The 1,550-nt window shown below is 40.5% G+C and carries 1 protein-coding gene and 1 pseudogene; both read left to right on the top strand.

The window, feature by feature from the left end; all coding sequences use genetic code 11:
• Positions 1-484 (top strand): annotated as a pseudogene (locus PVV60_RS10460) (hypothetical protein); the annotation flags it as partial.
• An 89-nt stretch (positions 485-573) separates the two neighbouring features.
• Positions 574-1,550: N4-gp56 family major capsid protein (locus PVV60_RS10455; RefSeq protein WP_273724667.1), on the top strand; the 977-nt coding region annotated here is incomplete at its 3' end.

Genomic DNA, 1,550 nt, shown 5'->3' with positions numbered 1-1,550 from the left:
ATTTAATGGACATTTGAACCAGTTTTTAGAAAGTTCTGTTACATCAATCAAAGATAAATACAGTGATTTTGATGCAGCAGCAGATTTTCTTTATGAGACGCGTGCGAAGCAATTAAGTGCTTGGTCTTCTGTTTATCCGACTTATGCACAAAAAAGTACGATAGATGCGATTATAGGAGATGAGTTGCGTACGATTGTAGCCACTTGCGCCCAAAAAGGGATCAATCCGGCAGAAGAGCTTTATAGAATAGCGCAAAACCTTGGCTATCAGACAAAAGCGATACAAGCTAATGATCAAGTTGCGGCGCTTCAAAGCCGTCAGAATTCTGCGAGAACCTTAACGGCATCTGGTGGAGGAGGGAGTACAGGTCCTATGACCAAAGAGACACTTGCGAATATGTCAGAGAAAGAATTTAATGCTTGGATATCCAATCCAAAGAATGAAGCCCGTTTTTATGAAATTATGGGTGCAGACCCCGATTAAGCAATAAATTTTACAGCATAATCCGCCTTTGATGCGGGTTTTTCGCCGGCTTTAAGCCGGTTTTTTTACAGCAAAGAAAGGTGAAATCAATGGCAACAACACATATAGGGACCCATGATCCGCAATCGGTGAAATTGTGGTCACAGAAATTAAGCAATGAAGTTTTGAAAGCGACGAAAATTGCCCCCCTGATTGGCAAAAGTTCGAATAGTATTATCCAGCTTTATAACGAAACCCATAAGAGTGCAGGGGATAGCGTTACATTTAGTTTGTTGGTCAATCTGTTTGGAGATGGTGTCACTCAAGGTGAAACCTTAGAGGGCAATGAAGAAGCACTTCAATTTATGAATGATAGGTTGGTCATTAATGAGCTTTTACATGCAGCGCGTGTCGCCAATGATGATTCAATTGACCAACAAAGAATTTTACCGAACTTGCGAAAAAAAGCCAAAGAAGGTTTAGTTCGTTGGTATGCAAATCGTTTAAGCATCATGTTCTTTCTTCAGGTATGTGGTTATACAGCCCGTACGATCAATGTTGATGGTCGAGAAGTGTATATTAAACCGGTTCATTACGGCTTTAATGAAGTCATGGCACCAAGCAGTGAACGTATTATCCGCCCAGATGGGAAAACCAAGGATGAAGATCTCAATGATAAAGCCAAACATAGCTTTAGTCTTAAATTGATTGATGAAGCGGTTAAACAAGCCAAACTTGCCAATCCGCAAATTTCTCCAGTTCATGTCAATGGTGATGATGTTTATGTTCTCTATTTGCATCCAACACAAGTCATGCAATTGCGAACCAATACAGCAGTTGGTGAGTGGTTAGATATTCAAAAATCGGTTTATGCAACCTCTCGTGCAAAAAACCCAATCTTTGATGGTTCTTTAGGCATGTATAATGGCGTTATTTTACGTGAAGCTATTCATGTCACCCATGGTGTTAACTCGACAAATAATACAGCGGTAAAGAGTGTACGTCGTGCGGTGTTCCTAGGGGCACAAAGTGCAGTGATAGGTTTTGGCAAAAATCATAGTGCAACGCATTATACGCTTAAAGAAGA

This window comes from Bartonella sp. AU18XJBT, assembly GCF_028618595.1.
GTDB lineage: Bacteria > Pseudomonadota > Alphaproteobacteria > Rhizobiales > Rhizobiaceae > Bartonella.
This window is presented reverse-complemented; position numbering and strand designations above follow the sequence as displayed.